Raw genomic sequence first — 23,335 nt, forward strand, 5'->3', positions numbered from 1 at the left:
GCGTGGCCGGCATTGTCATGAACCGCCCGGCGCCACTTGCGCTGCACGTGAACGGTGTGACGCATCTCGTCAACGCCGCTGTGGACACGCCGTTGCTTTATCTGCTGCGTAACGACCTCGCGCTGAACGGTCCAAAATTCGGCTGCGGACTTGGCGAATGTGGTGCGTGCACGGTCCTGCTCGACGGCATGCCGACGCGTTCGTGCGTAACGACCGCGAAGGTTGCCTTGGGGCGTGAGATCACTACGCTCGAAGGATTGGGCACGCGTGTCGCACTGCATCCGGTGCAGCAGGCGTTTATCGAAGAACAGGCCGCGCAGTGCGGCTATTGCCTGAACGGCATGATCATGACCGCCAAAGCGTTGCTCGATCGCGATCCGCATCCGAGCGTCGAGACGATCCAGCGGGAACTGTCGCGCAACTTGTGCCGGTGCGGCACGCATGTCGAGATCGTGCGCGCGGTGCAGCGCGCGGCCGAACTGCTCGCTGCGCAAGCCTCCGTGCGTGAAGGAGTGCGCGCATGACAGGGCCGGATTTCAGCGTCGATCGACGTTCCGCGCCGCTGTCACGACGGCAGCTCTATGACGCGCAGAGCGTGCTCATCATCACGCGGCCGCCGCAGGCGCCGGTGAAGCCTGCGATCGGTCAGCCGGGGTCGCGTTCGTCGTTCGTGCCGACCGAGGCGGACATGTTTCTCGTGGTGCGCGACGACGGCAGTGTGGTGGCGTTCAACGGTCACGTCGATCTCGGCACCGGCATCGGCACCGCGCTCGCGCAGATCGTTGCGGAAGAACTGGATGTACCGTTGACGCGCGTGTCGGTCGTACTCGGCCACACCAGCGAGGCGCCGAATCAGGGGCCGACGATTGCAAGCGCGACGATCCAGATATCGGCGGTGCCACTCAGGCATGCAGCGGCACAAGCGCGTCAGTTCCTGCTGGCGGAAGCAGCCGCGCACTTGAACGTCAGCACTGCGCAACTCGACGTGCGAGACGGTGTGATTTTCACGCGCGACGGTGGCACGGAAAAGAGCATTGGCTACGGCGAATTGATCACCGGTCGGCGGGTCGAATTGGACCTTGCCGCCGATGCGCCTTTGAAATCGCCGGACGCATACAAGATCGTCGGTAAGAGCACACCGCGTGTCGATATTCCGGCGAAGGCGACCGGTGAGTTGAGTTTTGTGCATGACGTGCGTGTGCCTGGCATGCTGCATGGGCGCGTTGTCCGTCCACCGTATGCCGGCGTCGCGCAGGGCGACTTCATGGGCAACAGTCTGCTTCATGTCGATGAAGCTTCGGTCAGCGATTTGCCCGGAATCGTCAAGGTCGTGGTGATCCGCGATTTTGTCGGCATCGTGGCTGAACGCGAAGAGGTCGCGCAGCAGGCGGTGAAGCGCTTGCATGTGCAATGGAAAGCGGTAGAGGGTTTGCCCGCGCTCGAAACCAGTGAAGAAGTGGAAGCTGCGCTAAGAGCGAATCCGGCCAATCGGCGCGATCTGGTGATCGAAGGTGACGTTGACGCAGTACTCGCGCAAGACCCTGCCCGAACGCTGGAACGCACCTACGTATGGCCGTTTCAGATGCATGCGTCGATTGGACCGTCGTGCGCGGTGGCCGACTACCGGGATGCGAAGCTGAAAGTCTGGTCGGGCACGCAGAACCCACATTCGTTGCGTGCCGATCTTGCCTTGTTGATGGCGCTGGACGAAGCGCACATCGAAATCGTGCGCATGGACGCAGCGGGTTGCTACGGCCGCAATTGCGCGGACGATGTCGCCGCCGACGCCGCGCTGCTATCGCGCGCAACAGGCAGTCCGGTGCGTGTGCAACTATCGCGCGAAGACGAGCATGCATGGGAGCCAAAGGGCGCAGCGCAATTGATGGACGTGCGCGGCGCTTTAGATGCCGAAGGCGAGCTCGCCGCGTACGACTTCGCGACGCGCTATCCATCGAACGACGCCCCCACGTTGGCGTTGCTGCTTACCGGCACCATTTCCGCGCAGCCGCAGGTATTCGAAATGGGTGACCGCACATCCGTGCCGCCATACGACTACCGGACGATGCGCATTGTTTGCGACGACACGCCGCCGATCGTGCGCGCGTCCTGGCTGCGGGGCGTGTCGGCCTTGCCGAACACCTTCGCGCATGAATCCTTTATCGACGAACTCGCGGCTGAGGCGGGCGTAGATCCTGTCGAGTTTCGTTTGAAGCATCTGACCGATCCGCGTGCGATCGATCTCGTGAAGGCCGTGGCCGAGAAAGCTGACTGGCAGCCTCGTAGCATCGCCTTGAAGGATGATCAGGAAGAGGGCGACGTTGCGCGTGGTCGAGGCTTTGCCTACGCCCGCTACGTGCACAGCAAATTCCCGGGCTTCGGCGCGGCATGGTCCGCATGGGTCGCCGACATCGAAGTCAATCGCAAGAGCGGCGAGCTTGCGGTGACGCGTGTGGTGGTCGGCCAGGATACCGGCACCATGGTGAATCCTGACGGCGTGCGTCATCAGATACACGGCAACGTGATTCAGGCGACCAGTCGCGCGCTGAAAGAACGCGTGACGTTCGGCGATAACGCGGTCACGAGTCAGGAATGGGGCGCGTATCCGATTCTGACGTTCCGTGAAGTGCCGGTGATCGAAGTCGTGATGATGCCGCGGCACGGCGAGCCACCGATGGGCACAGGCGAATCGGCGTCGCTGCCTGGCGCCGCGGCGATTGCCAACGCGCTGTACGACGCGACAGGTGTGCGTTTTCGCAGACCGCCGTTCACCCCGGAGACGATTCGCGCAGCGCTCGCCGATGCGCAAGCGGAAGAAGCGGCGGCGCGCAAAAAGAAGCGCTGGCGGCTCGGTTTTCTCGGCGCAATTGCGGCGGGCGCTGCCGGCTGGCTCGGTGCATTGGCTTTGACGCCACAAACCATGGCGCCGATTACGCCGCCACTCGCGAGCGCGTTTGCGCCTGAGTTGGTGGCGCGCGGCAAACTTCTGGCGGCGCTGGGCAATTGCGCGGTTTGCCATACAGCGCACAACGGCGTGCCGAATGCCGGCGGCAAACCGCTCGATACGCCATTCGGCACCATCTACAGCACCAACATCACGCCGGATGGACAGACGGGGATCGGCACATGGTCGCTCGACGCATTCGTGCGGGCGATGCGGCAAGGCATCAGCCGCGACGGCCATCATTTGTATCCCGCGTTCCCGTACACGTCGTTCAGGAACACGTCCGACGACGATCTGAAAGCGCTCTACGCGTATCTGATGGCGCAAACGCCGGTGCGTTCCAGGCCGCCGGAAACGAAGCTGGCCTTTCCATTCAGCGTGCGTCCCTTGATGGCCGCATGGAACGGGCTTTTCCTCGGACGCAATACGTTTACCGCCAGTGGGACGCAAAGTGCGCAATGGAACCGCGGGGCGTATCTCGTGAACAGCCTCGGCCACTGCAGCGCATGCCATACCCCGCGTAATGCATTCGGTGCCGAGAAAACCGGCGCCGCGTTCATGGGCGGCGGCATGGCGGAAGGCTGGGAGGCGCCCGCGCTATCGACGCTGTCCAACGCGCCCGTACCCTGGAGCGAAGACGAACTGTTCAGCTATCTGCGCTACGGTCATGCGCCGCTGCATGGCGTCGCGGCCGGGCCGATGGCGCCGGTCGTCAACGATCTGGTGGCGTTGCCCGACAGTGACATTCGCGCGATGGCCACGTATCTCGCGTCTTTGAATCCTCTCGAGCCCAATACGGATCCTGCGGCGATGGCGCGTCAATACGAGCAGGCCAGCACGATTACGGGCACCGCAACAGGTCTTGGTGCGCGTCTTTTCGACGGTGCGTGCGCAGCCTGTCATCACACGGGCAGTGGACCGCAATTGTTCGGTGCGCATCCTTCGCTGGCGCTTAACACGAATCTGCATAGCACGACGCCTGATAATCTGATTCGCGTGATTCTCGATGGTATCGGCTCGCCTGCACGGCCCGAACTCGGTACGATGCCGGCTTACCGTGACAGTTTCAACGACGCCCAGGTCGCCGAACTCGTGACCTACCTGCGTCAGCAATTCGCCGGCGGCAAGCCGGCATGGCAGGACGTCACGGCGAGCGTTGCGAGAATTCGCGCGACGCCGCAGGCAGAGTGAAATCGCGAAACGTTTTGCATGACTCGCAGCATCGCTCGTAGCACCACTGGCAGCACAATTCGCAATACGGTTCGCCGAACGAATCGCCAAACGCTTCAACGCTTGATAAAAACGACCGCATTCCCGCAATCCTTTTGATAACGGAGAAACGCATGACCACGCGCGCAGGATGGATCTCTCGCCTCACGGTTTCAACGGTTCTATCGCTCGCGGCCGTCGGCGCGAGTGCACAGCAGACCATCAAGGTCGGTGAAATCAACAGCTACAAGGCGCAGCCGGCCTTTCTCGGGCCTTACAAGAACGGCTGGAATCTTGCGCTCGAGCAGGTGAACGCGGCGGGCGGCGTACTCGGCAAACAGCTTGAAGTGGTGTCGCGCGACGACAACGGCAATCCGGGCGACACCATCCGCGTCGCGCAGGAGTTGATTGCACGCGAGCAGGTGCAATTGCTGTTCGGCGGCTTCCTGTCGAACACGGGTCTCGCATTAACCGACTTCGCGAAGCAGAAGAAGATTTTCTTCCTCGCGGCCGAGCCGTTGACTGACAAGATCGTTTGGGCCGACGGCAACAAATATACGTACCGTCTGCGTCCTTCGACGTATATGCAGGTGGCGATGCTGGTGCCGGAGGCGGTGAAGCTGAAGAAGAAGCGTTGGGCGCTTGTGTATCCGAACTACGAGTACGGGCAATCGGCGGTGGCGACGTTCAAGAAGCTGATGACGGCGGCGCAGCCGGACGTGGAGTTTGTCGCCGAGCAGGCGACGCCGCTGGGCAATGTCGATGCGGGCGCGGTGTCGCAGGCGATCGCCGACGCGAAGCCGGATGCGATTTTCAACGTGCTGTTTGGCGCCGATCTCGGCAAGTTTGTGCGCGAGGGCAATACGCGCGGGCTGTTCAAGGATCGCAGCGTGGTGTCGTTGCTGACGGGCGAGCCGGACTATCTCGATCCGTTGGGAGCGGAGGCGCCGACGGGCTGGATCGTGACGGGGTACCCGTGGTATTCGATCGATACGGCTGCGAACAAGAAGTTTGTCGATGCGTATCAGGCGAAGTATCACGATTATCCGCGACTGGGGTCAGTCGTTGGGTATTCGGCGTTGATGTCGATCGCGGCGGGGATCAAGAAGGCCGGATCTACCGATCCGGATAAGCTCGCCGCCGCGTTCAAGGGGCTAGGGGTGGAGACGCCCTTCGGGCCGATTACTTATCGGGGGCAGGATAATCAGTCGACCATGGGGGCTTTTGTTGGGGTTACCGGTCTTAAGGACGGTAAGGGGGTGATGACTTCTTATCGTTACATCGATGGGGGGAGTGTGCAGCCTTCGGATGCGGAGGTTAAGAAGTTGAGGCCGGCTGAATAGTAGGTAGTAGGGCTTTTTGCCTTTTGCGGCGGCATTGGCCGTGTTCCTGGGGCTTTGGCCTCTCCTTGAATTGTTAGTGGTCTATTAGCGTTCCCCCTGTGCGGGGGGGCACCTACTTTTCTTTGCCGCCGCAAAGAAAAGTAGGCAAAAGAAAGCGGCTAGAAGCCCCTGCTAAGTGGGCACCGTGGTCTGCTACGGGTAGTGGTGCGACTGGAATCCGTGCTCTCGCACATTCGGCGGTAGTGACAAAGGAGTCATCAGCTCCCACTCCGCACTGCGTGCGTCGCGGACGGGTCTGCTTGGGAAACCACGGGGTTCGGTTGAGGTTTGTGGGGGCCGTCGGCTTCGCCTCGGCGACGCGCCTCTGCATTTACGCGGAAATCCCACTTCAAACGACATCTCGGTGTACTGCAATCACCGTCTCGGCCACGATTACTGTCGCTGCTGCGGTAGACGCTTGCCATTGCCGTTCCGATCACAATCGCGGTGGCGGCGGTGTAATGACGAGCCACAGCGCGGTGGCGAGAAGCAGGCGCCAAAACGCAGCGATCGGTTTTATGAACTGCTCTTCGGCGCGCGCAGCGCCGCCGGAAGTATGACGCCCTTGTCACAAGCACGTGCACGGGCACGAACACAGATTCCAGATGCACCACTACCCGTAGCAGACCACGGTGCCCACTTAGCAGGGGCTTCTAGCCGCTTTCTTTGCTTATCTTTCTTTGCGGCGGCAAAGAAAGTAAGTGCCGCCCCGCACAGGGGCAACGCTAATAAACCACTAACAAAGCAAGGAAAGGCCAAAGCCCCAGGAACACTGACAAAAGCGCCGCGCAGGCAAAAAAACCTACTCCTCCGCATCATGCTCAATCACAAACCGCCGCAAATAAGCCAGCACAGCGGCTTCCATCCCTCGATGATCAGCGGTGCTCTTAGACCCCGCATTCTCCTCATCGCCGAACAACGAGGACGGCGCATTGTGCACATCCACTTCCTGGCCTTCGCGGAACACACGAATCTCGTGAACGTCTTCAGCGTACTCGGCAACCCAATGCACGCCTTCGATATGCGCGCCTGCGCGAACGGTAGGTATCTTCATGGACGTCTCCCGTCGGGCCGGACCAAGGCGCCAACCCTTGCTCTCACCATACGCCGTCCAGTTGCCAGGCGCGAGCCTTGTCGCCCAATTTCCTGAAGTTTCGCTGCGCCGCAGCGAACGCCCCCCGGCACACGCGTTGCTGCATGTCCAAAGCCAACAGCCAACCGGAGGACCGTCATGCCCGAACAGAAAACCATCAAGCGTGCCCAAGCCGACAAGCGTGCCGGCAAGGCATCGAGCACCCAGGCAGGGGAATTTGTCAAGGAACAGATCGATAAGGTGCGCGCCGGCAAGCACGGTGTCAGGTCGGCCAAGCAGGCGATTGCAATCGGCCTGTCCGAAGCGAGGCGTGCAGGCGTCGCCGTGAAGTCGCCAAAAAAGGGCGCCGCGAGTGAGGCGACCCGCAAGAAAGCGCAGAAGGACAACGCCGCGGGCCAGCACAAGAGCACGGCGAAGAAGAGCGCGAGCAGCGAATCGACAGCCAGGCGTTCACGTGCCGCGACCAATGCATTGAAGCGCGAAAGCACCGAGGGGGCATCGCACAAGGCTTTGTCGAAACAGACGAAATCGGCAGCGGCCAAACGGCCGGCGGCCAGTCGTTCTGCCGCTGCGAAGAAGGCCGCAGCGACCAAGGGTGCTTCAGGGCGCTCGGCCGCAGCTAAAAAGGCCGCACACACGAGGGCTTCGCGCGCGCATCGCTGACGCTATCGCTTGAGAGGGTGTGATACGGGCAACCAAAACGCGGCGCGCGCCACCCACGCGCGCCACATCTCTCAGTCTTACTGCACCGTCGCCAGCACGTCGCCCACCGTCTTGAAGATGTGCGCGATCTGCTCTTCATCGATGATGAGCGGCGGCGAGAACGCGAGGATGTCGCCGGTAAAGCGCACCAGCACACCCGCCTCGAAGCACTTCACGAACGCTTCGTAAGCACGCGCGCCCGGCGCACCGTCGCGCGGCTCGAGTTCGACGCCCGCGATCAAGCCGAGGTTGCGAACGTCCTTCACATGCTTGGCGCCGCGCAGCGAGTGAGCGGCGGCTTCGAACTTCGGCGCCATCGTTGCCGCGCGCTCGAACAGGCCTTCGCGGCGATACAGGTCGAGCGTCGCGACGGCGGCCGCGGCCGCAGCCGGGTGGGCCGAATACGTGTAGCCGTGGAACAGCTCGATCGCGCCCTGCGCGCCGGCGTTGACGATCGTGTCGTGGATCGTGCGGCTCGCGGCCACTGCACCCATCGGGATCGCGGCGTTGTTGATTGCCTTGGCCATCGTGATCAGGTCCGGCGTCACGCCGAAGTATTCGCTTGCCGTTGCTTTGCCGACGCGGCCGAATGCGGTAATCACTTCGTCGAAAATCAGCAGGATGCCGTGCTTCGTGCAAATTTCGCGCAGCTTCTGCAGGTAGCCTTGCGGCGGAATCAGCACGCCCGTCGAGCCGGCCACCGGTTCGACGATCACCGCGGCGATCGTCGATGCGTCGTGCAACGTGACGATGCGCTCGAGTTCGTCGGCGAGATGCGCGCCCCAGGCGGGCTGGCCCTTCGAAAACGCGTTGTGTTCGAGGTTATGCGTGTGCGGCATATGATCGATCGCCGGCAGCAGCGCGCCGGAGAACGTCTTGCGGTTCGGCGCGATGCCGCCAACCGAAATACCGCCGAAGCCCACGCCGTGATAGCCGCGCTCGCGGCCGATCAGACGCGTGCGCTGGCCTTCGCCGCGCGAACGGTGGTACGCCAGCGCGATTTTCAGGGCGGTGTCGACCGATTCCGAGCCGGAGTTCGTGAAGAAGATGCGGTCGAGGCCGTTCGGCATCAGTTCGGCGACTTTGGTGGCCGCTTCGAACGCCAACGGGTGGCCCATCTGGAATGTCGGTGCGAAATCGAGCTTGGACAGTTGTTCGGTGATCGCGGCGACGATTTCGTCGCGGCCGTGGCCGGCGTTCACGCACCAGAGACCCGCGCAGCCGTCGAGCACTTCACGCCCGTCCGTGGTGCGGTAGTACATACCCTTGGCCGATTCCAGCAGGCGCGGCGCAGCCTTGAACTGGCGGTTGGCGGTGAAGGGCATCCAGAAAGACGACAGGTCGTCGATGACGGGGCGCGAAGTCATGATTTTCTCCTCGAAGTGATAGCGAAACTGTAGCGTCCGCGGTTTAATGGCGGCATAAACAGTTGACGCAGTGTGGTGCTAACTGTGTTGGTGGATTTGCGCTAACTGTGTCGATCGCGCGATGATGCAATTCGACGCTTAAATTCCACGCTAAGTCTGGCGCCTTCCGGGCCATCTTTCTGGCAACGCAGCCGGCCGTCGCGACCGGCCTTTCAGTCCGAACCATGATCGAACTACAACTTGAGCGCGACCGACGCGCCGCTCCCACGCTCGTCGAGCAGGTCGTGCAGGGCTTCGCGCGCGCCATCGAGGCGCAGTCGCTGCGCGCCGGCGCGCTGCTGCCCTCAGTGCGGCAGTTGGCGCAAAGCCACGAACTGAGTACTTTCACGGTGACCGAGGCCTACAACCGTCTCGTTTCGATGGGGCTCGTGGTAGCGCGGCGCGGTTCCGGTTATCGAGTGGCGGCGCGCGCGCAGTCCGCGCGGGCGGCCCCGACCGACTGGCAGCCGCCGAGCCTGACCGCGACCTGGCTGCTGTCGGACGTGTTCGCCGATCACTCGGTGCCGATCAAGGCAGGCGGCGGCTGGCTGCCGAACGAGTGGATCAACGAGACGGGTTTGCAGCACGCGCTGCGTGCAATGAGCCGCGTGCCGGCGGCGCGACTCGGCGACTACGGGCATCCATACGGCTTCGCGCCGCTGCGCGAGCGGATCGCCGAGCAGCTCGACCGGCGCGGTTTGCCGGTGGATGTCTCCAACGTACTGCTCACGCAAGGCGCGACGCAAGGGTTGGATCTGATCGTCCGCACGTTGCTGCGCGCGGGCGATGCCGTGATCGTCGAAGATCCCGGTTACTGCAATCTGCTGCAGATTCTCAAGCTGGCGGGGCTGGTGGTGCATGGCGTGCCGCGCACCCCGGCCGGCGTCGATACGGACGTGCTCGAAGCGCTGGTCGCGCAGCACAAGCCGAAAGCGATTTTCGTCAACACCACGCTGCAGAATCCGACCGGCGCGACCTTCGGCATGTCGGCGGCGTTCCGTCTGTTGCAGATCGCCGAGCGTCAACGCATGTGGGTGATCGAAGACGACGTCAGCCGCGAACTGGCGCCGTCGGGCGCGCCTTTGTTTGCCGCCATGGAAGGCTTGCAGCGCGTGCTCTACGTGGGCGGTTTTTCGAAAACGGTGACGCCGGGGCTGCGTTGCGGCTACGTGGTCGCCGAGCGGGCGGTCCTGCGCGAACTGGCGCGCACGAAGATGGCGGTGGGACTGACTTCGTCGGAAGCGATCGAGCGGATCGTCGACAAGGTGTTGCTCGAAGGGCGTTATGCGCGTCACGTGGAAGCCGTGAACGAGCGGCTCAAGCTCGCGCATACGACCGTCGAAGAGAGGCTCGATTCGCTCGGCCTGGAACTGTTTCACCGGCCGCGAGCCGGTCTGTTCCTGTGGGCTCGCCTGCCGATCGAAGCGGAGCGTGCGGGCGAGGTGGCGACCGCCGCGCTCCAGCATGGCATCTGGCTCGCGCCTGGCTCCTATTTCCGTCCCGACGACGCCCCGAGCGCGTGGTTCCGCTTCAACGCGCCGTACTCGACCGACGACGCGTTGTGGCGCTTCATCGAGCGAGTCGGGCAGGGTGCGATCTAGCCGGGCTCGATCTTAAACGGACTGGCCTAGCAGCTTGAGCGCGATCGGATACAGCGAGAGCACCAGCAGCAGCGCCATCGCCACATTGAAGATGCGCAGCCGCTTCGGGTCCGACAGCACTTTGCGCATCGCGGTGCCGAAGCCCGCCCACAGGCAGATGCACGGAAAGCCGATCACGTAGAAGATCACCGCCATCGCGATGGCATTCACGCTGGCGCTCTCGCTAAGGTGGATCGTGGTGGCGGCGGTCAGCACCATCATCCACGCTTTCGGGTTGACCCACTGAAACGCAATGGCTTCGTGAAACTTCATGGGCCGGCGCTCGCCTTTCTTGACCTTCAACTCGCCCGACGTGCCGATTTTCCACGCGAGATACAACAGGTACGCGACGCTCGCGACTTCGAGCACCGTGTACAGCACGGGGAAGTGTACGAAGGCTTCGCCCAGACCAATCCCAACCGACAGCATCAACAGCACGACCCCGGCGCTGATCCCCGAAAGATGCGGCAGCGTGCGGCGAAAGCCGAAGTTGACGCCCGAGGCGAGCAACATCGTGTTGTTCGGACCGGGCGTGATCGTGGTGACGAGCGCGAACAGAATGCCGGCGGGGAGCGCGCTGAGACTGAGGTAGGACATGGACATGGGTGGCTCCGAGGTTGGTCGATAAGACCCTCGGAGCATTCTAGCGAACCACGCCGGTACAGTACCTATACGGTTTGTGGGATGGTGCCCGGTACGGACGACGGTACCCAGCCGTCTTTCAATGCGCAGCCGCGGCCGCGTCGCTCGAACCGCCCGCCTTGCCTGGCTTCGTGATCCAGATGAGCGGAATAATGATGATCATGATGAGCGCGGCTCCGTAGAACACGTCATTCAGCCCTAACATGGCCGCCTGCGACTGCACCGTATGGTCGAACAGCGCATACGACGCTTGCTGGCTCAGGCCAAGCGCTGAGTGGTAGGTGTTCATTTGCGCATTGAATATCGGGTTGGTCGGACTCGACTGCTGCGTCAGGATTTCATGGTGCATGATCGTCCGGTTGTTCCACACGACGCCCGCGATCGATGTGCCGATGCCGCCAAAGAACATGCGTCCGAAGGTGGACAGGCCGGCAGCGGCTGGCACTTTTTCGGGCGGTTGCCCTGACAGGATGATCACGGTCAGCGGCGCGAAGAACAGTGCCATCGGAATACCCTGCAGGAGGGTCGGCAGAATGATGTACCCCTCGCTGAGATCCGTATAGAAATACGAGCGCATGTAGTAGACGATCGCGAAGCCAATGAACGCGAATGTGCCGATGATGCGCGCATCGGAGCGCGGCAGGATCTTACCCATGATCGGTGCACCGATCACCGCGAAAATGCCCAGCGGCGCCGTTGCGAGTCCCGCATCGACTGCCCGGTAACCCAGGTACTCCTGCATCCACTGCGGAAGCAACACCAGCGTGCCGAAGAAGATGCCATACGCGACAGCAATCGAAACCGTGCCTCCAAGAAAGTTGCGCTGCTTGAAGAGGGTAAGGTCGACGATCGGGTTTTTCTCCGTTAGCTCCCAGACAATGAAAAGCGCAAGGCCCACCGCGGCAACGATAGTCAGAACGATGATTGTGTTCGAAGAGAACCAGTCGAGATCTTTGCCCTTGTCCAGCATCACCTGAAGCGACGCGACCCAGACGATCAGCAGCACCAGCCCGACAACGTCGATCGGCAGCTTTCTGGCCGGCGTATCGCGCTTGCGATAGAGAAGCCAGACCATCGCGGCAGCGAATAGGCCGACCGGGATGTTGATATAGAAGATCCATGACCAGCTGTAGCTGTCCGTGACCCACCCGCCAAGTGCCGGACCCACAATCGGCCCGGTCACCACAATCATTGAGAATAGCGAAAGTGCCAGTGAAGATTTCGCTTTCGGCCACGAACTGAGCAGCAGTGCCTGGGACATTGGAATCAGCGGTCCGGCCACGGCGCCCTGCAACACACGCGCAAGAAGCAGGATCGGCAAGGTTGGCGCGATGCCACACAGCCAGGATGCGAACACGAACAGCAGTATCGAGCCGACGAACAGCCGGACCTGCCCCAGCCTCTGCGTCAGCCAGCCAGTCAAGGGAATCGCGATTGCATTCGCAGCGGCAAAGACGGTGATGACCCACGTGCCTTCGTCGACTGATACGCCGAGGTTGCCGGAAATGGTTGGAATGGCGACGTTGGCGATCGACGAATCGAGCACGGTCATGAAGCCCGCGAGACCAACGCTCAGGGAACCCAGAGCGAGTGTCGCCCCGGTCAGCGGCGGGTGATTGGGATGGTTGGTGGTCATGGTGATACGGCTGTCCTGTGTCTGGCGAGAAAGGCGCGGCATCTTTCACGTGCCGCGGTCCAATGAGCGGCGGTCATTCGTTTTCGGCGATGATTCGTGCGATCGCGGCATCGGCCTCGTCGCCGTACTTCGCGAAAACGTCGGTCTTATAGGCGGACGTAGACTGCGTACCGAGTTGGGCGCCGGCAGGGTCCTTGACGTTGACATCCACGTTCATAGAAAGACCCACACGCAGCGGATGCTTTTCCAGTTCCGCAGGCGGAATCTCGATGCGTACCGGGAGCCGCTGCACGACCTTGATCCAGTTACCGGTCGCATTCTGCGCAGGCAACAGCGCCAGTGCCGATCCGGTGCCCGGCGTAAAGCCCGCCACCTTGCCGTGATAAACGACGGAGGAGCCGTAGACATCGGCTGTCAGCTCAACAGGCTGGCCAACCCGGATGTGACGAAGCTGCCATTCCTTGAAGTTCGCATCGACCCAGACCTGTTCCAGCGGCACTACCGACATCAGCGCTGCGCCGGGTGACACGCGCTGCCCGACCTGAACCGAGCGCTGTGCGATATATCCGGTCACGGGGGCCGGCAACGTGGTGCGCGCATAAGCCAGGTAGGCGTCGCGAACGTGGGCGGCGCTTGCCAGTACGTCCGGATGCTTCTCGACCGACGTGTTGGCCGTCAGCGCGCGATTGGCGCCAAGCTGCTGCCGGGCTGCTTCAAGCGAGGCCTGAGCCGAGCGGACCGCGTCACGTGCGTGTGAGATTTCCTCGTCCGACACCGCCCCCGTCATGCCAGTGGCAAGCCGGCGCTTCAGATCGTCCTGCGCTTTCGAAAGATCCGATTGGCGTTCAGCGATATCGGCGCGGTATCTGTCGTCGTCGGCATACAGGCCATGCACTCTGCGAACGGTTTGGCCCAGATTCGCCTCGGCCTGTTGCAACGCAATCCTGGCGTCCGCGGGATCGATCTGGACGATCGGTTCGCCCTTCCTGACGATTTGCGTGTTATCCGCATTGACCCCGATGACGGTTCCCGTGACCTGCGGCGTAATTTGCACGACGTTGCCGTTGACGTAGGCGTCGTCCGTGTCCACGTGGTGACGGGCTTCGACGAAATAGAAAGCGCCATACGCAGCGCCTGCGATCGCGAGCGAAGCGGCAAGCAGCGAGAGCAGGAGTTTGCGTTTGCCGGGCTTCTTTTCCGGCTCTTTATCCGACGATGACTGAGGTGCGTTCATGGGTAGCTCCAATAAAGTTTGATGGTCGCGCTCAGGCCGATACGCCCGAGTGCCGATCTGGTCGTTCAGTGAGTTGCCGTGCTGCCGGACGGCGCAGGAATCGGTGTCTCCGTGTCTGCGGCAAGGCCAGCCTGCGAAGCATCGAATCCGCCGCCTAGTGCCTTGATCAGCCCGATTTGCATGCCGCGGCGATTCATTTCGAGGTTCACGACAGCTGTTTCGGCTGCGAGCCGGTTGTCGTCGGCGTTCAGTACCTGCAGTTGCTGATTCAAGCCAGCCTTGTATCGAACGAGCGCCAGTTGGTAGGCTTTGGTCTGTGCATCCAGGGCCTGCTGCGCATCGACCAGTTGACGGTCGGCCGAGTGGATCTGCGTGACCTGCGTGGCAACATCGGATAAAGCGCTGATCAACGTCTGGTTGTACGTCGCGACGTCGTAATCGAAGTCCGCGTAGCGGCCCTTCAGTTGGGCGCGCAGCGCACCAGCGTCGAAGATAGGAAGATGAATCGCGGGTCCTGCCTGAAGTTGGCCGCTTCCAGCCGTCAGGAATCGCCCCCAGCCAAACGCGTCCAGTGCAGCTGATGCGGAAAGATTGACGTCCGGAAAGAACTCGGCCTTTTTTTCCTTTACATCGTGGATTGCTCCATCCACCTGCCAATAGGTCGCAACGATGTCCGGGCGCCGCGAAATCAGGTCGGCGGGCAGGTTGTCGGGAAGCGCGACGCTGGCGCCCTCTCCAAGCGATGGGTTGGCGATCTTGAGGCCGCCATCCGGTCCTTCGCCGAGCAGGGCACCCAATTGGTAGCGGACGGTTGTGATCTGTCCATCGAGGTCACTGACGCTGGAGCGGCTCGTTGCGGTTTCGCCGTTTGCGGTCTGCCGCTCAACGTTGGTGTCGAGCCCCGCACCCACGCGCCCATCCATGATTCGGCCGATATCCTCGCGATTCTTCACTTCGCGAGCCTCGATATCACGCAACGCATAGAGCTGCGCAAGATGGTTGTAGGTGCTGGCCACCGACGCGGCCAAAGAGATGCGCACCTGCTCGGCTTCGGCTTCGGCGACCTTCTCCTGCGAGACAGACTGACGAAGCCGTTCGCGATTCTTGCCCCACAGGTCGAGATCAAACGAAGCACTGGCGAGCACGTTGTTCTCGCTCTGCCAGGTGCCGTTGACCGGCGGTGGAGCGGACCCATTGTCGCTATAGCGCTCGCGCGTCCATGAATAGCTTCCCGTCACGTTTGGATAGAGTGCGGAATGGGCCGTGCCGACTGAGGCAGAGGCTTTCTCAATGCGTGCACGTGCCTGATCGATCGTTGGATTGCCGGCCAGTGCCTCGTCGATCAGCCTGGGCAACTGCGCATCGCCGAACTGCTTGGCCCAATCCATTGCAGGCCACTGTCCGCCCTCGGCAGGCAAGCTCTCCTTCGTTTCATACTGGGTGGGCGGGGCAATCTGCTTGTCGCTCTTGATGCCGGCGTAGTTGACGCATCCGGCGAGGCCAAGCGCCGCCACCGCCGAGGCTATCGTGGCAGCCCATGCGCTCGTTCGGAGCTGGGGTCGGTCGTGGTTCATGATGGTTTCCGTTTTCCTTTGGCTGATCTGGGTTGTTTGGCTTTGCATTGCTTGAAGTGCATATGCACACAATAGCGTTCAAATATTTGCGTATCGATCTACGAGGTGAATAAGTCTGTTGCGTTGTGGTTATCTTTCGGACAGGTAGCTCGTCATGCGAAACAGTTCACTTCGCAGATGCGCTGCCTGTTGCTGGCCAAAACTACGTTCGAAACTGGCCTGCGCTGTTGCCCAATGAGCGGCCGCTTCGTCGAGCTTCGTCAACCCTCTTCGGGTGAGTACGACTCGCAGCCGCCGATTGCTTTGCGGTTCGGCAGGAGCAAGCACGAGGCCGCGCCGGAGCAGGGGTTTAAGCGCTCGAACGAGCGTCGTTCTGTCCATCACCATCGCTTTGGCCAACTCGGCCATCGTCAGATTCGTACAACGACTCAGTGTTCTGAGGACGCTGAACTGCGTGGGCGTGATGCCGGCCTCAGACAAATGACGCTCGTAAAGCTTCGAAATATGTCGGGAGGCTTGACGAAGAGCAAAGCAGTCGTCGTCCGGAAGATCGTTTGAGTGCATACGCACAGAGTAATGCGGCCCCCGTCGGGAAGCGATGCTGGCCGGATTATCAGTTTGTTGTCGTTTCGTGCACCAATCGACTCATCCCGCCCTTTTATTCTTCCGGCGCGCTTCGCCGGTTGTTTTCGTCGGCGCTGAATTAGCGCGATGTCGCCAGCGTTTCGAAGAAGGCAGCCGCATAGTCAATAAACGCACGCACTTTGGCAGGCAGCAGGGTCCGGTTGCTATAAGCGAGCTGGATTTCGACGCTGTCGTCGACAAGCTGCGAACCGGTGAGCAACTGGACGAGCTTTCCCGAGGCCAATTCGTTCTCTACAAGGGCTGCCGGCACGACACCGATTCCGAAACCCTGCAGCACCATTTCCAGGTTGAAGGCGGGGCTGTTCGACGAAACATCGAAACGAAGCGGAACGCTCAGTTCGTCCTCGCCAAGCCGGAAGCCGATGGCGGGGCGACGAATGGACGGCGACATCGGCACAAAAAGGTGGCTGGCCAGTTCCGACGGATCTCCCGGCGTTGACGACGCCTGCAGATACTGCGGCGTCGCGACGATGACAACCGGAATGCGTTCGAGCAGACGCACGACTGTCGTTTCGCTCGTCAGCATGTACGGAAGAATGAGGCCCAGGTCGAACCCGTCGCCGACCAGGTCGACGGGCCGTTCAGTCAGCGTCACGTCGAGCGTGACCTTCGGATGGGCCCGCTTGAATCCGGCGATCAGGGGAACCAGCCGGCTTACCGTCGCCGTCGTATGAGCGACGAGGCGTAAGACACCACCCGCTTCGCGTGTCTGGTTGGCCACGTCCGCTTCGAGTACATCCAGGTCGTCCAGGATACGCACGCAGCCTTCGTAGAATCGTTCCGCGGCTTCGGTGAGTGAGACCTGCCGGGTCGTCCGGTTTAACAGCCGGCATCCGATCCTCTCTTCCAGCCCCGCGATTGCCCGCGACACTGCCGGCCGGGCCAGCCCATGAATATCCGCCGCGCGGGTGAAACTCTTCAGTTCGACCACCGACCGGAAAATGCGTAGGCTTTCGATATATTCCATGATGAGATCTCGTCGACCAACTGGAACAAAGGATGGACGGAATGCCGTTTTCGACGCCACCGGCGGCGCCGGTGGCGGGCTCTGTCTCCCACGGTGCTTCGCAGGATAGGCAACGGTTGAGCCGGCGACAGAAAACAGTCTATGCCACAGCGGCTCTGCCTTCATGTCTGATAACCACGTCGCATCGACTGAAAAATTGCGAAGTCACTTGACAGTCTATCTACGAGTAGATAAAGTTCAGTCCATGGAACCGACAACGACAGTGCGCGAACAGATCCTCGACCACGCAATCACGCTCATCATGCTGCGTGGTTACAACGGGTTCAGTTACCGTGATCTGTCCAGTCTGGTCGGCGTAAAAACCTCGAGCATCCATTACTACTTTCCGTCGAAAGAGGACCTGGTTCTGGAGGCGGTGAATGCGTACAGCAACGAGGTATTGGGCGCGCTCCATGGCATTAACGCTTCATTGGCAGCGGACACAAAGCTGAGCAAGTACGCGAAGCTGTTCGGCAGGACTCTCGGTGATGGCAATCAGATCTGCCTGTGCGGCATGCTGGCTGCAGACATCGAATCACTGCCCGACAACATCCGCCAGGCCGTGCAGGCGTTTTTTAAAGCGAACGAAAACTGGCTCGCCAAGGTTCTCGCGCAAGGCATGCAGGAAGGGACGCTGGCGGTGAACGGCAAACCGGAAAACGCGGCGCGGGCGTTGTACGCGGCTTTTCAGGGCAGTGTGCTCGCAAGCCGTCTGTTCCACACCAAGGCCCGGCTCGAAGACGTCGAGGCAACGGTGCGGATCGCGAAGTGAAGCTCGCATCGCGGTAGTCAGGTAATCAGGTATGAGGCGGTACGCCGCCTCTTTGTTTGGCCCACTCATCTATCTTCAAGTAGATAGATGAGTGGGGAATAAAGCGGGGAATATGACGTAGCCAGGAAAAGCCTGGTTTGTCTGTTTAATTTTTTGCGGATGAATCTATCTAGTAGTAGATAGCAAGTCCAATCACTCACTCTTGTAAGGAGCTTCACCATGTCACTCGAAAAAGTCCTCTACCGTGCCCAAGCTCATGCCACCGGTGGCCGCGATGGCCGCGCCGTGGTGCCTGCAGGCAACCTCGATTTCAAGCTGACCACGCCGAAAGAACTGGGCGGTGCGGGCGGCGAGGGCGCCAATCCGGAACAGCTCTTCGCGGCCGGCTATAGCGCCTGTTTCCTCGGCGCGATGAAATTCGTCGCGGCCCGCGACAAGATCGCCATCCCCGCGGACGTCTCGATTGATGGCAGCGTCGGCATCGGCCAGATCCCGAATGGCTTTGGCATTGAAGTGGAACTGAAGATCTCGCTGCCCGGCATGCCGCGCGAAGCGGCACAAACGCTGGTCGACAAGGCGCACGTCGTTTGCCCGTACTCGAACGCGACCCGCGGCAACATCGACGTCACCCTGACGATCGTCTAAGCCTCAGCCTCTCACCGTCACGAACCTGGAAAACATCATGAAGACCCTCAAGCCTTTGCTGCTGGCCACTGTACTTGCAACCAGCGCGACGCTCGCCGTTGCCGCAAGCCCGGCAACACCCGCCTCGCCCGATCTGGTGACCAGCCAGTTCCTGCATGCGTTGAACAGCGGCACAGGACCGGCAATCAACACGTTGACACCGGCGCAGGCGCGTCAGGTGCTGGTCGGCGCGCAGAACAGCGTCAAGGTTGACCTCTCCGGCATCGATGTGTCGAACAAGACCATCGAGCAGGACGGCATCAGCGTGCCGATCACGATCGTACGGCCGCAAGGCGCAACGGGCACGTTGCCGGTGTTCATGTTCTTCCACGGCGGCGGTTGGATCCTTGGGGACTTCCAGACGCACGAGAGGCTGGTGCGCGACCTCGTCGTGCAATCCGGGGCTGTGGCGGTGTTTGTCAATTACACGCCGTCGCCCGAAGCGCGTTACCCGGTAGCGATCAATCAGGCGTACGCGGCCACCAAATGGGTCGCGGAACATGGCAATGAAATCGGTGTGGACGGCAGCCGCCTTGCAGTAGTGGGCAACAGCGTCGGCGGCAACATGGCCGCGGTTGTATCCCTGATGGCGAAGAACAAGCAGGGCCCTGCAATCCGCTTTCAAGGCCTGATGTGGCCCGTGACGGACAACAATTTCAGCGACGGCTCGTACAACGCCTATCCGGAAGGTCACTTCCTGACCCGGCCGATGATGAAGTGGTTCTGGGACGCGTACACCAAGGATCCGAAGCAGCGCAATGAGATCTACGCGTCGCCGCTGCGCGCGTCAGTGGAGCAGTTGAAGGGTCTGCCGCCAGCGCTCATCCAGGTCGCGCAATTCGACGTACTGCGCGATGAAGGCGAGGCCTATGGTCGCAAGCTCGATACAGCGGGCGACGAAGTCACGACGGTTCGCTACAACGGCACGATCCACGACTTTGGCTTGCTCAACGCGCTCGCCAACGACGCGCCGACCAAGGCCGCAACGAGACAGCTTGCCAACGAATTGCAAGCGCGTCTGAAGTAAGCCGCCCCGCCTTGATCGCGGCGTGTTGCATGACAGCACCACGCCGCGGTTACCAGCGGTATTTCCCAACGTATGCAAGTCGATTGCCGAACCGGCAGCCTATGGCGCTCCATGTCCGATAGCAAAATAAACGGTATATACTGTTTATACGGTTATCAACACGGAGAGACCACATGACAACACCCGTTACGAAAGAGCACACCAAGAAGGCGTTCCACTTCCCCAAGAGTTCGTCCAGGCACGCAGTAGATGGCGCCGAGCCGGTAGTCGCGGCGGAGCAGCCGGCGCAAGCGGCGCCTGCCGTCGAAAAAGCATCCAAAGCGAAGCGCGCAGCCGCTGCGGAAGCAACGCCGGTCGTCAAGAAAGCAGCGAAAAAAGTGAAACGCGCGGCGACTGCGGAAGCGAAGCCCGCCGTCAAGAAGCCGGCCAAAGCAAAGCGCTCGGCAACTGCGGAAACGGCCCCTGTCGTCAAGAAGGCGGCTAAAGCGAAGTCCTTGGCAGCGGCGGAAGCAAAGCCGGTCGTGAAGAAAGCAACCAAAACCAAGCCCGCGGCCACTGCCGAAGCGGCGCAAACCACCAGGAAAGCAGCCAAGCCGAAGCGTTCCGCAACTGCGGAAGCCGCGCCTGTCAGCGCTCCGGAAGCCAAGAAAGCCAAGCAGCCGAAGAAAGAAAAAGTCGTGCGCGACAGCTTCACGATGCCGAAATCGGACTACGACATGATCGCGTCGCTCAAGCAGAAGTGTCTCAACGCCGGCGTGCCGGTGAAGAAGAGTGAGCTGTTGCGAGCAGGCCTGATGATGCTGGAGTCGGCTTCGCCGCAGCGCCTGCTGGCCGCGGTGTCGTCGCTCGAGACGGTGAAGACGGGGCGTCCCGCGAAGGGCTAAACCCTGCCGATGCAGGGTTTAGAAGAAAGCGTGCCCGCCCGGGCGGTGTCGGACTGCAGCACATCCGGCTGCAAGTTCTCGAGCCGCAGGGGCGGGTACGAAGCATCATCATGCCATCGCCAAATTGTTGGTAGGTGACGGACAAATTACGTCGAATCGCCAGCAGCTTCCCACCGAATCCGCCTGGCACGTTGTGCCGCCTCCGTTTTACAGAGCCGGTTTCCAGAACCGCATAGGCGTGCGTCGCCAGTCTCCTCAGCTCCCCACCGGCGAAGCCAGATAATTCCAGTCGTGCAGGAAAATCTGCTCGAAGTAAGCCGCGGCATCGGCGCTATGAATGATCAGGCCCGCATCGCGATTGCGCAGCGTGCCGTCCGCCGACCAGTTCTGGCTGCTGACCATGACGACATTTCCATCGACCACGATTCCCTTGTTGTGAACGTTCGCCTGCCGGCGCAGCACCGACGACGGGACGCCCGCCGCGACCAGCTTTTCGACCCATGCGTCGTTCTGAAACTGACTGGTGATGAGACGCACGTCGAGTTTGCGGTCGATGAGCGCCTTCACCGCCGCAATCAATGCATCATGTTGTGCATCGTCCGGGCGTCCGCTCGGATGGATATATTGGGTCTGCATGTAGAAGCGCTGCTGGGTGGACTCGATGAGCGCTTGAACATGCGGCTGATAGTTATCGGGCGTGAGTAGAGGCTGGATTTGTACGCTATCGCTCAACGTTCTGGGCGCGAAGAACTGGCGCGGGGCTTTGCCGGCTGCAAACGCTTCGATCGGAACGTCGAGAGCGGCGTTTCCGGCGCCCGGAATATCCAGCCCCTGTGCCTTGGCATCAGTTATCGCGTCGTGGGAGACCGCATAGTCGTGCTGCAGGAATGCGCGGAACGTGCTGGCCAACGCCTTGCTCGTGACAATCACATGCCAGTCGCGATCGCTTTTCTCGGCGAGCTTGCGCGCGGCTGCCACGTCCGACAGATCGATCTCCGGCTGATTGCTGTTGTTCCAGTTGCCCGAGGAGAGCCAGAAGGTATCGTCTTCGCGCACAGCGACCTTGATGTGATACGCGTTTGGATAGATCCAGACAGGTGCCTTCGGGTCGGCATTGGTGAGCGCCCATGTGCCGGCGAAGCGTTCGCCGAGCTTTTTCGATAGATCGGTCTGGGTTTGCTCGTCGGTCTGGTCGGCGGTGGGATTCTTCGCGGGATGATCGAGCGTGAGCGTCAGCTTCTGGTCCCCGGCAAACGCGGACTCGACTGCGGTAAGAATGTGCTCGGACGTGAAGTCGTACATTCCCACCACCAGTTCTTCGCGAACGCCGGCGATGAAATTCGATAGCTCCGCCCATCCGGCATCGGGACTCACGTGCAGGACCAGGGAGACCTGCTCCGTCACCGCATCGAGATTCGCATCGGGCGCCGGTGTGTACGGAATCTCCACCTTGCGCGCACGGGCAGCGACGAACGCCTGGAGCGGCGCAGGCGGACTCGCGAGTGCGTTGCCTTGTCTATCGAAGAACACCTGGTCAGCGAAATCGGGTTGCCGCAGTTCATGGCGGGCTTCAGCTAGTGCGTAATATCGCGAGGGATCTAGCGCCTGCATCGATTCCATGGTGTCGGCTGCGCGTACATCGACGGGTACGCCGTCGATCTGCTTCGGCAACGCGGCTTGTAGCGCTGTAAGCTTGTCCGCCGACACGGTGACGACAATGGCACGCATCACAGCGCGCCCAGGCGTCGCCCATTGCAAGCCGCTACGCACGGACAGCACGCCCTCTTGCCGGAACGACTCGGCGTGCGTGTCGAGCATGGTCCGGATGTTGATCGCTGGGGTTTCCCGTGCAGAAACGGTGGTGTCGGCAGGGTCCGTCTTGAGGCGAGCGAGCGCTGCCGAGAAAAGAGCCGCGCCGGTTGGCAACGCACTGGCAAATATCATGCGGCGCGCGTCCCGCCGTTCCACCGCCGGTGCGCTGGCGTTCAATTGTGAGAGCGGCTGGGGCAACTGTGTGAGGCCGTCGACGAAGCTGCGCAACGACCGTCCCCCCGTCAGCGATCCGCCACCGGGTTGCCCGGATGCGAGATCGATAATTTCGGGCGCGCCGAAATGCCTGACCTGCTGCAACTTGTTGTTCTGCGGGTTGAACCAGGTGAGATAGCCATTAGGCAGCACCTGACGGGGTCGCGTGATCTTGCCACTGAAACTGTAGCGTGCGCCCGACGTGCCGGCAGGGTCGAAATAATTGGGCGTGTAGAAGTCCGAGACCAGCACGTCGTCGATCAGATAGGCGCAGGTTGCGTCTTCGGGCGGATCGCAAATATCGACCAGGTATTCGACCTTGCCGTCACCGTCCTGCACTTCGTTGTCGATGATCGTCACCGCATTGGCCGCGGTGAGGCGGTTGCCGCCCGGATCGACCAGCATTTCAAGTATCTCGTGACTCGCCGATAGCGACCACGTATTGCCGGCCAGGACAACCGCGAACGGCTGGTTGTGTTCGGTCAGGTGAAAGCCGGCGGCCCCCGCTTGAACCTCGTCCACTACGTAAACCGGCCAGACGCCTGGATCGAGATGGTCAGTGGACTCGAGCGCGACGACCGTGCCCGACACGTTCCAGATCGGGGCGAGATCGCGGCTGATCTGCAGGTTGAGTGCCTGCGCGACACGGACGACATCGGTGTAAGGTACGGCGGCGGATTGCGATACGATTCCAACGCGGGCGGTCAACATGGCATGTCTCCTGGGTGAGGACGGAACAGCTCATGCCCAGCGTGACGCGTTGTTATGGCGTGGCCATGACAGCAGTGTGTCCGTCCCGCAAAGCGGACACGAACGAGTCACACATTTGCGCT

At 61.4% G+C, this 23,335-nt stretch carries 18 protein-coding genes; 9 read left to right on the forward strand and 9 right to left on the reverse strand.

Annotated elements, in window-relative coordinates; genetic code table 11:
- The first annotated feature begins 17 nt into the window (after positions 1-17).
- The 3 genes from M0D68_RS32190 to M0D68_RS32200 all read left to right on the forward strand — a co-directional run bounded on the left by M0D68_RS32190 (position 18) and on the right by M0D68_RS32200 (position 5,493).
- Positions 18-524: a (2Fe-2S)-binding protein gene (locus tag M0D68_RS32190; RefSeq protein ID WP_256456795.1), complete on the forward strand. Its 507-nt coding sequence runs from the start codon at positions 18-20 to the stop codon at positions 522-524.
- On the forward strand, positions 521-4,132 hold the full coding sequence (locus tag M0D68_RS32195; RefSeq protein WP_256456794.1) for a molybdopterin cofactor-binding domain-containing protein: 3,612 nt from the start codon (positions 521-523) through the stop codon (positions 4,130-4,132). The genes M0D68_RS32190 and M0D68_RS32195 overlap by 4 nt, the downstream gene beginning before the upstream one ends.
- Positions 4,133-4,284: 152 nt before the next feature.
- Entirely contained in the window at positions 4,285-5,493 is a 1,209-nt protein-coding gene (locus tag M0D68_RS32200; protein WP_211708490.1) for an ABC transporter substrate-binding protein, read from the forward strand.
- A gap of 841 nt (positions 5,494-6,334) precedes the next feature.
- Here the strand turns inward: M0D68_RS32200 and M0D68_RS32205 are convergent.
- Entirely contained in the window at positions 6,335-6,586 is a 252-nt protein-coding gene (locus M0D68_RS32205; protein WP_093634903.1) for a hypothetical protein, read from the reverse strand.
- A gap of 177 nt (positions 6,587-6,763) precedes the next feature.
- Here M0D68_RS32205 and M0D68_RS32210 point away from each other — a divergent pair, with 177 nt between their 5' ends.
- A complete protein-coding gene (locus M0D68_RS32210; RefSeq protein ID WP_211700356.1) occupies positions 6,764-7,288 on the forward strand; it encodes a DUF6496 domain-containing protein in 525 nt (174 codons plus the stop codon).
- A gap of 77 nt (positions 7,289-7,365) precedes the next feature.
- On the opposite strand, the gene M0D68_RS32215 is transcribed toward M0D68_RS32210, so the two are convergent.
- Complete coding sequence (locus M0D68_RS32215) at positions 7,366-8,694, reverse strand: aspartate aminotransferase family protein (RefSeq protein WP_200653813.1); 1,329 nt, start codon at positions 8,692-8,694, stop codon at positions 7,366-7,368.
- A gap of 224 nt (positions 8,695-8,918) precedes the next feature.
- On the opposite strand from M0D68_RS32215, the gene M0D68_RS32220 reads away from it, so the two are divergent.
- Complete coding sequence (locus M0D68_RS32220; RefSeq protein WP_266226413.1) at positions 8,919-10,334, forward strand: PLP-dependent aminotransferase family protein; 1,416 nt, start codon at positions 8,919-8,921, stop codon at positions 10,332-10,334.
- A 12-nt stretch (positions 10,335-10,346) separates the two neighbouring features.
- Here M0D68_RS32220 and M0D68_RS32225 read toward each other — a convergent pair whose 3' ends face one another.
- The 6 genes from M0D68_RS32225 to M0D68_RS32250 all read right to left on the reverse strand — a co-directional run bounded on the left by M0D68_RS32225 (position 10,347) and on the right by M0D68_RS32250 (position 17,071).
- On the reverse strand, positions 10,347-10,970 hold the full coding sequence (locus tag M0D68_RS32225; RefSeq protein WP_054040326.1) for a LysE family translocator: 624 nt from the start codon (positions 10,968-10,970) through the stop codon (positions 10,347-10,349).
- Positions 10,971-11,094: 124 nt separating this feature from the next.
- Positions 11,095-12,651: a DHA2 family efflux MFS transporter permease subunit gene (locus M0D68_RS32230; protein WP_093634900.1), complete on the reverse strand. Its 1,557-nt coding sequence runs from the start codon at positions 12,649-12,651 to the stop codon at positions 11,095-11,097.
- Between the two features lie 73 nt (positions 12,652-12,724).
- Positions 12,725-13,885 (reverse strand): HlyD family efflux transporter periplasmic adaptor subunit, encoded by a 1,161-nt coding sequence (locus M0D68_RS32235; protein ID WP_200619261.1) that lies wholly within the window; start codon positions 13,883-13,885, stop codon positions 12,725-12,727.
- 65 nt (positions 13,886-13,950) lie between these two features.
- On the reverse strand, positions 13,951-15,459 hold the full coding sequence (locus M0D68_RS32240) for an efflux transporter outer membrane subunit (protein ID WP_266226414.1): 1,509 nt from the start codon (positions 15,457-15,459) through the stop codon (positions 13,951-13,953).
- A 129-nt stretch (positions 15,460-15,588) separates the two neighbouring features.
- Positions 15,589-16,023, reverse strand: coding sequence for a MarR family winged helix-turn-helix transcriptional regulator (locus tag M0D68_RS32245; RefSeq protein ID WP_093634897.1), 435 nt, complete (start codon positions 16,021-16,023; stop codon positions 15,589-15,591).
- 139 nt (positions 16,024-16,162) lie between these two features.
- Positions 16,163-17,071 (reverse strand): LysR family transcriptional regulator, encoded by a 909-nt coding sequence (locus M0D68_RS32250; RefSeq protein ID WP_200619310.1) that lies wholly within the window; start codon positions 17,069-17,071, stop codon positions 16,163-16,165.
- 244 nt (positions 17,072-17,315) lie between these two features.
- Here M0D68_RS32250 and M0D68_RS32255 point away from each other — a divergent pair, with 244 nt between their 5' ends.
- From M0D68_RS32255 to M0D68_RS32270, 4 genes are all read left to right on the forward strand, one after another.
- The gene (locus M0D68_RS32255) at positions 17,316-17,882 is read left to right on the forward strand and encodes a TetR/AcrR family transcriptional regulator (RefSeq protein WP_266226415.1); all 567 of its coding nucleotides are present in this window, start codon (positions 17,316-17,318) and stop codon (positions 17,880-17,882) included.
- Between the two features lie 219 nt (positions 17,883-18,101).
- Positions 18,102-18,527: an organic hydroperoxide resistance protein gene (locus tag M0D68_RS32260; RefSeq protein WP_200619263.1), complete on the forward strand. Its 426-nt coding sequence runs from the start codon at positions 18,102-18,104 to the stop codon at positions 18,525-18,527.
- A 37-nt stretch (positions 18,528-18,564) separates the two neighbouring features.
- Positions 18,565-19,593 (forward strand): alpha/beta hydrolase, encoded by a 1,029-nt coding sequence (locus M0D68_RS32265; RefSeq protein WP_093634894.1) that lies wholly within the window; start codon positions 18,565-18,567, stop codon positions 19,591-19,593.
- Positions 19,594-19,766: 173 nt separating this feature from the next.
- Positions 19,767-20,477, forward strand: a complete 711-nt coding sequence (locus M0D68_RS32270) for a hypothetical protein (RefSeq protein ID WP_200619265.1) — start codon at positions 19,767-19,769, stop codon at positions 20,475-20,477.
- A 255-nt stretch (positions 20,478-20,732) separates the two neighbouring features.
- Here M0D68_RS32270 and M0D68_RS32275 read toward each other — a convergent pair whose 3' ends face one another.
- Positions 20,733-23,213 (reverse strand): phospholipase D-like domain-containing protein, encoded by a 2,481-nt coding sequence (locus M0D68_RS32275; protein ID WP_266226416.1) that lies wholly within the window; start codon positions 23,211-23,213, stop codon positions 20,733-20,735.
- Between the last annotated feature and the right edge of the window lie 122 nt (positions 23,214-23,335).

Source organism: Paraburkholderia sp. SEWSISQ10-3 4 (assembly GCF_030464785.1).
Lineage (GTDB): Bacteria > Pseudomonadota > Gammaproteobacteria > Burkholderiales > Burkholderiaceae > Paraburkholderia > Paraburkholderia aspalathi.

Coding starts and splice junctions, on each gene's coding strand:
- M0D68_RS32190 (WP_256456795.1), top strand. CDS start 18: ATGAACCGCCCGGCGCCACTTGCGCTGCACGTGAACGGTGTGACGCAT.
- M0D68_RS32195 (WP_256456794.1), top strand. CDS start 521: ATGACAGGGCCGGATTTCAGCGTCGATCGACGTTCCGCGCCGCTGTCA.
- M0D68_RS32200 (WP_211708490.1), top strand. CDS start 4,285: ATGACCACGCGCGCAGGATGGATCTCTCGCCTCACGGTTTCAACGGTT.
- M0D68_RS32205 (WP_093634903.1), bottom strand. CDS start 6,586: ATGAAGATACCTACCGTTCGCGCAGGCGCGCATATCGAAGGCGTGCAT.
- M0D68_RS32210 (WP_211700356.1), top strand. CDS start 6,764: ATGCCCGAACAGAAAACCATCAAGCGTGCCCAAGCCGACAAGCGTGCC.
- M0D68_RS32215 (WP_200653813.1), bottom strand. CDS start 8,694: ATGACTTCGCGCCCCGTCATCGACGACCTGTCGTCTTTCTGGATGCCC.
- M0D68_RS32220 (WP_266226413.1), top strand. CDS start 8,919: ATGATCGAACTACAACTTGAGCGCGACCGACGCGCCGCTCCCACGCTC.
- M0D68_RS32225 (WP_054040326.1), bottom strand. CDS start 10,970: ATGTCCTACCTCAGTCTCAGCGCGCTCCCCGCCGGCATTCTGTTCGCG.
- M0D68_RS32230 (WP_093634900.1), bottom strand. CDS start 12,651: ATGACCACCAACCATCCCAATCACCCGCCGCTGACCGGGGCGACACTC.
- M0D68_RS32235 (WP_200619261.1), bottom strand. CDS start 13,885: ATGAACGCACCTCAGTCATCGTCGGATAAAGAGCCGGAAAAGAAGCCC.
- M0D68_RS32240 (WP_266226414.1), bottom strand. CDS start 15,459: ATGAACCACGACCGACCCCAGCTCCGAACGAGCGCATGGGCTGCCACG.
- M0D68_RS32245 (WP_093634897.1), bottom strand. CDS start 16,023: ATGCACTCAAACGATCTTCCGGACGACGACTGCTTTGCTCTTCGTCAA.
- M0D68_RS32250 (WP_200619310.1), bottom strand. CDS start 17,071: ATGGAATATATCGAAAGCCTACGCATTTTCCGGTCGGTGGTCGAACTG.
- M0D68_RS32255 (WP_266226415.1), top strand. CDS start 17,316: ATGGAACCGACAACGACAGTGCGCGAACAGATCCTCGACCACGCAATC.
- M0D68_RS32260 (WP_200619263.1), top strand. CDS start 18,102: ATGTCACTCGAAAAAGTCCTCTACCGTGCCCAAGCTCATGCCACCGGT.
- M0D68_RS32265 (WP_093634894.1), top strand. CDS start 18,565: ATGAAGACCCTCAAGCCTTTGCTGCTGGCCACTGTACTTGCAACCAGC.
- M0D68_RS32270 (WP_200619265.1), top strand. CDS start 19,767: ATGACAACACCCGTTACGAAAGAGCACACCAAGAAGGCGTTCCACTTC.
- M0D68_RS32275 (WP_266226416.1), bottom strand. CDS start 23,213: ATGTTGACCGCCCGCGTTGGAATCGTATCGCAATCCGCCGCCGTACCT.